Raw genomic sequence first — 10,892 nt, 5'->3', positions numbered from 1 at the left:
ACACCAACACCAACACCAACACCAACACCAACACCAACACCAACACCAACACCAACACCAACACCGACTCCCACCCCTTCTGATGGTATTTCAGCCGGAAATGATACCCTTAGTACAGCACAAAACAGTTCCTTAAACGTTAATAATTCTACTCTATTAGAGAATGATAGTCCGTCAAGACCAGGGGATATTCTCACCATCATAAATCTACCTTCAACTACCAGCGAAGGTGGCACAATCATCGAGGATACTAATTCATCTTTTGTCTATACACCACCCAGCGATTTTGTGGGGGTAGATAGTTTCGTTTATACAGTTATAGATAGTGATGATCAAACCGCTAATGCTACCGTTTTCATTGAGGTAGAATTAGTTAATGATCCTCCGGTAATTGACCTCAATTCTGCTGATGCTGGTAACGATTTTAGCACCAACTTTACCGAAGGAGATGATCCTGTTTTCATTGGCGCACTTGGTAGCATTAGCATTAGCGATCCAGATGGTGATGATATAGTTTCAGCCACTGTTACTATTACCAACCCAGCCAATGGAGAAGAAGAAGGTTTATCAATTACCGGGTCTTTATCTCCCAATATTACCGCCGATGCTTATGACCCAAATACGGGAGTTTTACTACTCAGTGGAACTGCGCCTGCGGTAGCTTATGAAGATGCAATTTCCCGAATAGTTTATAATAACACATCCCCAGCACCAGGTACAAGCGATCGCCTAATTACCGTCATCCTTAGTGATGGTATTGAAGACAGTAATCCCGCCAACTCTATCATTAGGATTACTGCCATTAATAACCCCCCGACCAATACAGTTCCCGAACCACAAGAAACCGATGCAGAAACCTCCTTAGTATTCAGTGAAGAGAACAACAATTCCATTAGTATTTCCGACCCTGATGCTGGTAGTAACCCAGTAGAAGTTAGCCTAGTTGCCACCAACGGCATTTTAACAGTCGGCACCAATACAGAAGGCGTGCAAATTAATGGCAGCGACACCGAAACCCTAACCCTGACAGGTGTAATAGGTTCAATTAACCGCGTCCTAGATGGTTTAACCTTTACCCCCACCGACCAATTTAACGCTCAAAACGGAGAGTTAGAAATTACCACCAACGACCTCGGAAACACCGGAGAAGGCGGTCCTTTAACCGACACAAGTACCATCACCATTAACGCTCTTAATTTACCTCCCAATGCACTAGATGATGTAGCCACAACAGTTACCAATACACCAGTGATTCTGGCTCCCGAAGAACTTATCGCTAACGATAGCGACCCCAACGAAGATGAACTAACCCTAACTGAAGTCGGGAATGCCGTAGGTGGAACCGCTCAACTCACCAGTGATGGCATTCAATTCACCCCAACTCCCAATCTACAAGGTCGAGCAAGTTTCGATTATACCATTAGTGACGGCAGGGGAGGAACAGACACAGCAACAGTTACCGTAGTAGTAAAACCATCACTAGAAGAAGCAGACGACATTCTAGCCAATGATATTTTCAATGTCGATGCTGCATCAGGTCTTCTCGCCAGTGATACTCCTATCGAAGAAGATACACTCAGTATCGTAGACTTTGACCAAACCAGTGAAAGGGGAGCCTCAGTACAAGTTAACCCTGATGGTAGTTATACATTCGACCCCAGGGATGTCAATGCTTTTCTACAGTTGCGAGAAGGGGAACAGATTGTAGACACATTTAGTTATACCATTAGCAATGGTCTAGGTAGTACCGTTACCGCCACCGTCAGCATTACCGTAACCGGAGTTAATGAACCTCCTGTAGCTGTCGATGACAGTAATAGTACCCTAGCTAATACAGTCTTAACCGTAAGTGAGACTGAGGGAGTTTTGGTTAATGATACCGACCCCGAAGGCGGTCCGTTAGAGGTAGTTGATTTTAACCCTAATAGTTCTCAGGGTGCTACAGTTACCGTTAATCCTGATGGTAGCTACACCTACGACCCAACCACAGTAGAATCATTTGTAGCATTGCGCTTTGGTGCCACCTTAGAAGATACCTTCACCTACACGGTAGCTGATGATATGGGTAGTACGGCGACGGCTACTGTCACCATTACCGTCACCGGGGTTAATGAACCACCCAGTAACAACCTACCAGAAACCCAAGCCACTAATGCTGATATACCCCTAGTATTTAGCACAGAAACTGATAATCCCATTACCATTGCTGACCCAGACGCGGGGGATGACCCGTTAGTGGTGACTATATCGGCGACCAATGGGACAGTTACCCCAGGGGAAAATACCGAAGCCGTGGAGGTTACTGGGGAAAACACGGAAACTCTGACCTTAACTGGTACTCTCTCAGCTATTAACCAAGCCTTAGAAGGGTTAACATTTACCCCATTACCAGAGTTTCTCAACGAAAATGGTAGCTTGGAAATTACGACTAATGACCAAGGTGGTGGAGATCCTGATAATCCTTTAACGGCTACAGATACCATCACCATTGAAACCCTAAACCGACCACCCGTCGCGGAAGATGATCAGGTTGATGCTTTACTAAATACTGCTATAAACATCCCTGGGGAAACTTTACTAGCTAATGATAGCGACCCTGATGGTGATGTTCTCACTATCATAGAAGTGGCTAATGCTAATAACGGTACAGTAGACCTAGACCCAGAGGCGGGTGATGTGTTATTTACTCCCGACTCGGACTTTCTCGGAGCAGCTAGTTTTGAGTACACCATTAGTGATGGACGTTCAGGTACTGACACGGCTACGGTGACGGTGCTGGTAAAATCTCTCCCTACGGCTGTTGATGACGAGAATAACACCTTTGCTAACCAAATTTTGAGTGTTGAGTCATCGGAGGGGGTTCTCGCCAATGACTTCGATTTAGACGGGGATGCGTTAACGGTTGTGGCTTTTGATGGCAGGAGCGTTCAGGGTGCTACAGTACAAGTTAATCCCGATGGTAGTTATACATTCGACCCCAGAAATGCTAATGCTTTATTAGCGTTGCGGGAAGAAGAGGAGATAGTTGATACTTTCACGTACACTATCGAGGATGTTGATGGTAATCAGGATACGGCGACGGTCAGCATTACTGTAACTGGAGTTAATGAACCTCCTGTAGCTGTCGATGACAGTAATAGTACCCTAGCTAATACAGTCTTAACCGTAAGTGAGACTGAGGGAGTTTTGGTTAATGATACCGACCCCGAAGGCGGTCCGTTAGAGGTAGTTGATTTTAACCCTAATAGTTCTCAGGGTGCTACAGTTACCGTTAATCCTGATGGTAGCTACACCTACGACCCAACCACAGTAGAATCATTTGTAGCATTGCGCTTTGGTGCCACCTTAGAAGATACCTTCACCTACACGGTAGCTGATGATATGGGTAGTACGGCGACGGCTACTGTCACCATTACCGTCACCGGGGTTAATGAACCACCCAGTAACAACCTACCAGAAACCCAAGCCACTAATGCTGATATACCCCTAGTATTTAGCACAGAAACTGATAATCCCATTACCATTGCTGACCCAGACGCGGGGGATGACCCGTTAGTGGTGACTATATCGGCGACCAATGGGACAGTTACCCCAGGGGAAAATACCGAAGCCGTGGAGGTTACTGGGGAAAACACGGAAACTCTGACCTTAACTGGTACTCTCTCAGCTATTAACCAAGCCTTAGAAGGGTTAACATTTACCCCATTACCAGAGTTTCTCAACGAAAATGGTAGCTTGGAAATTACGACTAATGACCAAGGTGGTGGAGATCCTGATAATCCTTTAACGGCTACAGATACCATCACCATTGAAACCCTAAACCGACCACCCGTCGCGGAAGATGATCAGGTTGATGCTTTACTAAATACTGCTATAAACATCCCTGGGGAAACTTTACTAGCTAATGATAGCGACCCTGATGGTGATGTTCTCACTATCATAGAAGTGGCTAATGCTAATAACGGTACAGTAGACCTAGACCCAGAGGCGGGTGATGTGTTATTTACTCCCGACTCGGACTTTCTCGGAGCAGCTAGTTTTGAGTACACCATTAGTGATGGACGTTCAGGTACTGACACGGCTACGGTGACGGTGCTGGTAAAATCTCTCCCTACGGCTGTTGATGACGAGAATAACACCTTTGCTAACCAAATTTTGAGTGTTGAGTCATCGGAGGGGGTTCTCGCCAATGACTTCGATTTAGACGGGGATGCGTTAACGGTTGTGGCTTTTGATGGCAGGAGCGTTCAGGGTGCTACAGTACAAGTTAATCCCGATGGTAGTTATACATTCGACCCCAGAAATGCTAATGCTTTATTAGCGTTGCGGGAAGAAGAGGAGATAGTTGATACTTTCACGTACACTATCGAGGATGTTGATGGTAATCAGGATACGGCGACGGTCAGCATTACTGTAACCGGAGTTAATGAACCTCCTGTAGCTGGCGATGACAGTAATAGTACCCTGGCTAATACGGTTCTAACTGTGAATGCGCCTACAGGTGTGTTGAGTAATGATACAGACCCGGAAGGCGGTCCGTTAGAGGTGGTTGATTTTGACTCTAATAGTTCTCGGGGTGCTACAGTTAACGTTAATCCTGATGGTAGCTACACCTTTGACCCAAGGGAGGTAGAATCATTTATAGGATTGCAGGAAGGGGAGACTTTAGAAGATACCTTCACCTACACGGTAGCTGATGATATGGGTCTTACAGCCACCGCTACTGTGACTATTACTGTGACAGGGGTTAATGAACGTCCTGTTGTGGATCTGAGTCCTGATGATTCGGAAACTCTGAATTTTGCGACTACTTTCACGGAAAAACAGCCACCAGTGACGATCGCCTCTGCTGATGGTATTAGCATTACCGACCCTGATAATGATAGCCTAGTGGGGGCTACTGTCAGGATTACTAATCTGTTGGATGGGGATTTTGAGGAATTAGCAGTTAATACAGGTGATACCGATATTACGGCTAATTATAATCAAGGTACGGGGGTATTAACACTCTCTGGGGAAAATTCCCTGAGTGTTTATGAACAAGTCCTGGCAACGGTAACATATATAAATCGTTCCCTCGATCCCAATACAAGCGATCGCCGGATTGAAGTAGTGGTAAATGATGGCAGGGATAATAATAACCCCCTAGCTGTTAGCACTATTTCTGTGGTGGCGGTTAATGACCCCCCGGTGATTGATTTAGATACGACTAACAGTGTCGCTGGCGGTAACAACTTCGCTACTACCTTTGAAAGGGGAGGAGAGCCAGTGGCGATCGCTTCTAATAATGTCAGCATTACCGACCCAGATAATACTACCATCCAATCCGCAACTATTACTCTGACCAATCCCATCAATCGGGAAGATGAGGGTTTATCCGTCATTGGCGGACTTCCGGGGGGTATCACCGCCGAAGCCTATAATCCAGAAACGGGGGTTCTTAGCCTCTCTGGTAGTGCATCTTTCGCCAACTATCAAACAGCTATTTCCCGCGTGTTTTACAACAATACCTTAAATCGTCCTGACACTACAAACCGCATAGTAACAGTGGTTGTTAATGATGGCAGTGATGACAGTAATGAACCTCGGACAACTATTGATATCCTGCTTATAAATCGGCCTCCGGTGGCTGTGGATTATGGTCCAGTTTACACCAACGCTAGAACTCAATTCTCCTTTAACCCTGTTTCTAATGATACCGATCCAGATGAAGATCCGCTTACCTTAGAAAGTATCAGAGGCACGTCTGACTTCGCACTGGTAACTCCTAGCGGCAATTTCATCAATTATACTCGACTTAGTAATGACACGCTAACTGATGAGTTTTCCTATGTCATTAATGATGGACAGGGTGGAACCGCCACCGCTATGATTAGCGTTGAATGGCTACCCCGACCTACTGATGATCCACAAACAGTTACAGGGGGTGAATTTGGTGACTTCTTAACTGGTGGCGCTGGTAATGATACCCTAATTGGTCTAGGGGGTAATGATACCTTATTAGGATTGGGTGGTAATGATACCCTAGTCGGTGGTTTGGGGAGTGATTCTTTGGTAGGAGGAGCGGGAAATAATCGCTTTTTATACCAGAGTCCTGATGATGGTGGCGGCACAGCATTTAATGCTGATAGCACAGGTAGTATTAACGAACAAATTGGTACGGGATTATATGATACGATCGCCGATTTCACTGGTCTGGGAGAGGCGGAAGGAGATGCGATCGCCTTTTCTAGTGGTTTTATTCCCAATACTGACCGCATTCTCCTAACCGTTCAAACTGATATTTCATCTAATGTCTTGGATGGAAATAATCTGTTTGCTTATGATGATGGTAACCATACCTACATAATTTATGATGGTGATGGTGATAATACCACCGGGGAAGACTCCCAGATTTTAGCCAGACTCCAAAATATCACAGGGGTAACTGAGTTATCACCCGATGATTTTATGATTTTTTAGAGAGTCTGACCCGCCTCTTATAGGCGGGTAGCTCTGGCTTGTGGTGAGGAATATAGCTACCTCCATAACCACCCCTACTGGTGGATATGGTATGATCTCACTTCAAGCCCAACCTTTTTCGTAGCCAAGTCGCACCCATAAATAATAAGGGAGTTGCGATGAGCCCCACACTGATAAAATGTAGGGGAAAATGGAAGTAACAATACCATAAAATCAGAACTCCATAGGTCGAGTCTATATGGTCAAACAGATAGGTAATCATATTCGCTTCTTCTCCGGGCGCAATATTTAGCCTTCGTTTGATATAAGAGTTGGGTAATTCAGACAGGTTAAACACCAACCCAGTCAGTAAACCAAATTCAACGCCATTAAAATCTTGGAAATGGATGGCAAAATTTGGGTTAATTTCCCCCAATGATTCTAGGAATTGAAACGCAATTACACTCACCATAAAAGTCAGGGGAAGGCTAATTAGACCCCGCCATTTTTTGTTTTCACCAAACCATTCTTTTTGCACCGGGAAGTTGAATAGTTGAAACAGGGGAGTTTTCCATAAGAAGGCTTCTAAAACTCCGGCTACAAATAGCCCGCAGGCTATCCACATCAAATTAAGTAAGTCCCAGGTTAGCATTAGTAATGTATCAGATAATTCCATGTCCAGAGATTAATAGAGTCAATCCATTATCCATTATCCCGCGCCCTAGGTAGTGGGAAACGGTAATCACATTACCGACTCCCAAGCATATCTGGGGGCTGATTCCATCTATCTCCAAAAAAACTTGACATATCAACTCCTAAGATATATAGTTAGAGATGAGGTAAGAAAATGTCTCGTCCGCTTTGAGAATTGCCGCAACCCAGGGGGCTGGTGAGCCTCTACTACAAACCCTCTGGGTTCTGAAGTTGCCGACTCCCAAGCATATCTGGGGACTGGTTGCATCTACGTCGAAAAAAACTTGACATATCACCCCCTCTAAAAACTCTAGTCAGAGGGAGGGGATATTTGTCGTGGATAGTCTTGAGAATTGCCACAGCCCCCTGGGCTGGTGAACCTCTGCTACCAACCTTCTGGGTTCTGAAGTTCACCGATTATGGCTTTTTCAGGAACTGTATTTTACCTAACTCATTTCATGTCTAATCCCAAAACCCTCACCATTCCCTACTCCCGTCATTTCCTAGAATGGCTAGACCAACAGCAACTCAGCCTAGGACTGACCACCTATCAAACCAACCGCCTTTGTCTAATCGGTATCCAACCCGACGGCCAAATTTATACCCCCGTATGGGAATTTGACCGTCCCATGGCACTTCATGCCACCTCAGACCGCCTCTACCTCGCCACCCGCTATCAAATTTGGCGACTGGAAAACGTCCTCGAAGCTGGTCAACTGCTGCAAGACAAATGCGATCGCCTTTATGTCCCCCGAGTCGCCCACACCACCGGAGACCTAGACATCCATGCTATAGCGATCGACCCCAACCAAAACCTAATTTTTGCCAACACCGAATATAGCTGTTTAGCCACACTCCACCCCCAACACAGCTTTACCCCCTTATGGAAACCCGAATTTATCTCCAAACTCGCCCCCGAAGACCGTTGTCACCTCAACGGAATCGCCACAGTTAATGGCATCCCCCGCTATGTTACCGCCATCAGCCAATCAGACGTAGCCTCCGGTTGGCGACACCAAAGGCGAGACGGAGGAATCGTCATCGACATTCACACCAACCAAATCATCGCCCAAGGTTTATCAATGCCCCACTCTCCCCGGTGGCATCAAAACCAACTCTGGCTACTCAACTCAGGCACCGGAGAACTCGGCTATATTGACAACAACCAATTTATCCCCGTCACCTTCTGTCCCGGCTACGGACGGGGGTTAATCTTCATTGGCAATTATGCCATAGTCGGACTCTCCAAACCCAGAGACTATCACTTCTGTGGCTTATTACTCGAAGAAAAACTACAACAAAAACAAGCCGCCCCCCGTTGTGGCATCGTGATCATCGACATCACCAGCGGGGACATCATCGAATGGCTAGACATGGACACCGAGGCCAGCGAAATCTACGATGTCGCCATTCTACCCCAAGTCCGTTGTCCCATGGCATTAGGATTCAAAACCGGGAACATCTCCAAACTCATAACTATCGGACAACCCATCAACTTAACCCCACCCCAAACCTCCCCCAACTCCAACCCAGAAACCCTGCTATTTCGAGGCATCAACTGTCAAAACTCCCAGCTAACCCCCGCCATAGCCCTAACTAGCAACCTCAGCAAACAACCAATTATTGACCCCCCACAAGCCACCTTCAGCCCCCCATCATCTCCCCCCAAAAACACAACCTATCAACAACACTTTGAACAAGGTCAAGCCCTCAAAAAACAGGGTCAATTAGCCGGCGCCGAAACCTGCTTTAAAAAAGCCATACTCGCCAACCCCAACTATATCCCCGCCCACAATAACCTAGGTACATTGCTGCAACAACAACAGCGATACAACGAAGCCATAATCTGTTATCAAAACACCCTGAAACTGAACCCCAACCTCCCCGAAACCCTCGCCAACCTCTGCTCAATTTATCTGCTGCAAGACCAACTCCAACCCGCAGAAGCCGGACTCAAACGCGCCCTAGAAATGAACCCCCAATGTGTTCCCGCCCTGTACAACCTCGGCTTACTGTACAAACAACAAGCTAAATTAGAAGCAGCCATCAAACTCTTTCAAGCCGCCGCCAGCCACCAACCCAACTACACAGAAGCCTACTTCCAACTCGCCGAAATTTGGGAATTTCAAAGTCAATTTACCCTAGCTAAACTCGCCTACCAACGAGTGCAACAACTCAACCCGAACTACCCCGCCATATCACATCACATCGAATTTGTCAAGCTCAATTTATGTGATTGGGAAAATTACCACCAATTTATCAACAATATAATCCAAAGCGGTGCTATTCTGGCTCCCTTTCAACTAAACGCCCTTCCCATTCCCCCGGAACTATCCCAGAAAGTCGCCCAGAAAAAAGCCGCCAGCATTAGCCAAGCCATTAGCCAAAACCCCCTGAAATTCAACTACCAGAAAACCGACAAATTGCGACTGGGTTATATCTCTCCCGAATTTTATAGTCACGCCGTCGGGCGACTAATTAAAGACATATTTAAACAGCATAATCGCGGGGAATTTGAAGTCTTTAGTTATCACCTATTAAGCGCCCATGATGAAGTCACCGACCAGATAATTCAGGGCGGCGATGAATTTCGGCATCTCGACTCCCTCAGCGCCCCGGAAGCCGCCCAGCAAATCAACAATGATGGCATCCAAATCCTCATCGATTTAGCGGGATATACCGGATACAATAAACCGGAAATCCTAGCCTATCAACCCGCCCCAATACAAGCCAGTTTTCTAGGATATCCCAACACCATGGGAGCGGAATTTATCCAATATTTAATCACCGATAACTGGGTAGTTCCTGATAGCTTATCCCCATTTTATACCGAAGAAATCATCTATCTACCCCATCAATTCATCTGTTCCCAGATGGACATAGATGACCAACCCTTAAACCGCTCGGATTTCGGATTACCAGAAACCGGATTTGTGTTTGCCTGTTTTAATCGCCACTACAAAATTAGCCCCGACTTATTTCAAGTCTGGATGCAGCTATTACAGGAAGTAGAAGGCAGCGTCCTGTGGCTATCCTTAGCCGTAGAAGAAACCCTCAGCCACCTGCGCCAAACTGCCAAGGCTGCGGGAGTAGACCCCCAACGGCTAATTTTTGCGCCCAAAATCCCCCATAACCAATATTTAGCCCGTATGGAATTAGCCGATTTAGGACTAGATACTTGGAACTATAACGGCGGTTCCACCACTATTGCCGCCCTGTATGGAGGCTTACCCGTCTTAACCAAACCAGGTGTCACTAATGCCTCCCGAATGGGAGCCAGTATTTGTGCCAGTGCCGGAGTAACGGAAATGATATGTAACAGCGCCGTTGACTATCAAGAAAAAGCCCTACATTGGGCAACTAATCCCCAGGAATTGCAGCAGTTAAGGCAGCGGATAAAGGGTCGAGATAGCCCCTTATTTGATGTCCCCCAATTCGTCAAGAATTTCGAGACAGCTTTGCAGCAAATCTGGCATCGTTAAACAGTCCATTGAAATCCATGTATTTTTTAATATTAAGGACAGATATTTATGTCGAACCAAGCACCCCAACTAACAACTACCAACTTCACCCTAACAGCAGTTAACCAAGGCACCACCGACCCCACAGGAGATAACCTAGGGACAATAATTGACAGCATCATCGTTGATAGACCCGTTGCCTTCAGCCTCAATACCAATATCTCCCTGGCGGGTGTTTACCGTAGTTCCGTAGCCACAGCAGACTTCAATGGCGACGGCGATATCGACATCCTGCTC

4 protein-coding genes are annotated in these 10,892 nt (G+C 46.3%); 3 read left to right on the top strand and 1 reads right to left on the bottom strand.

The window, feature by feature from the left end:
* Window positions 1–87: 87 nt before the first annotated feature.
* Entirely contained in the window at window positions 88–6,462 is a 6,375-nt protein-coding gene (locus P5674_RS17285; RefSeq protein ID WP_315670129.1) for an Ig-like domain-containing protein, read from the top strand.
* Between the two features lie 97 nt (window positions 6,463–6,559).
* Here the strand turns inward: P5674_RS17285 and P5674_RS17280 are convergent, their stop codons facing one another.
* A complete protein-coding gene (locus P5674_RS17280) occupies window positions 6,560–7,093 on the bottom strand; it encodes a CDP-archaeol synthase (protein WP_035736307.1) in 534 nt (177 codons plus the stop codon).
* Window positions 7,094–7,592: 499 nt separating this feature from the next.
* On the opposite strand from P5674_RS17280, the gene P5674_RS17275 reads away from it, so the two are divergent.
* Together P5674_RS17275 and P5674_RS17270 are read left to right on the top strand one after the other, a co-directional pair.
* Window positions 7,593–10,616 (top strand): TIGR03032 family protein, encoded by a 3,024-nt coding sequence (locus P5674_RS17275; RefSeq protein WP_070105221.1) that lies wholly within the window; start codon window positions 7,593–7,595, stop codon window positions 10,614–10,616.
* Between the two features lie 48 nt (window positions 10,617–10,664).
* On the top strand, window positions 10,665–10,892 hold a 228-nt coding region (locus P5674_RS17270), incomplete at its 3' end, for a hypothetical protein (RefSeq protein ID WP_315670127.1).

The organism is Limnospira sp. PMC 289.06, from assembly GCF_032350395.1.
Classification (GTDB): Bacteria; Cyanobacteriota; Cyanobacteriia; order Cyanobacteriales; family Microcoleaceae; genus Limnospira; species Limnospira platensis.
Note: the sequence above shows the minus strand (reverse complement) of the source record. Positions and strands in the feature narration are given on the sequence as shown.

Excerpts from the sequence above, each read along its gene's own strand:
- P5674_RS17275 (WP_070105221.1), top strand. The coding sequence starts at position 7,593 with ATGTCTAATCCCAAAACCCTCACCATTCCCTACTCCCGTCATTTCCTA.
- P5674_RS17280 (WP_035736307.1), bottom strand. The coding sequence starts at position 7,093 with ATGCTAACCTGGGACTTACTTAATTTGATGTGGATAGCCTGCGGGCTA.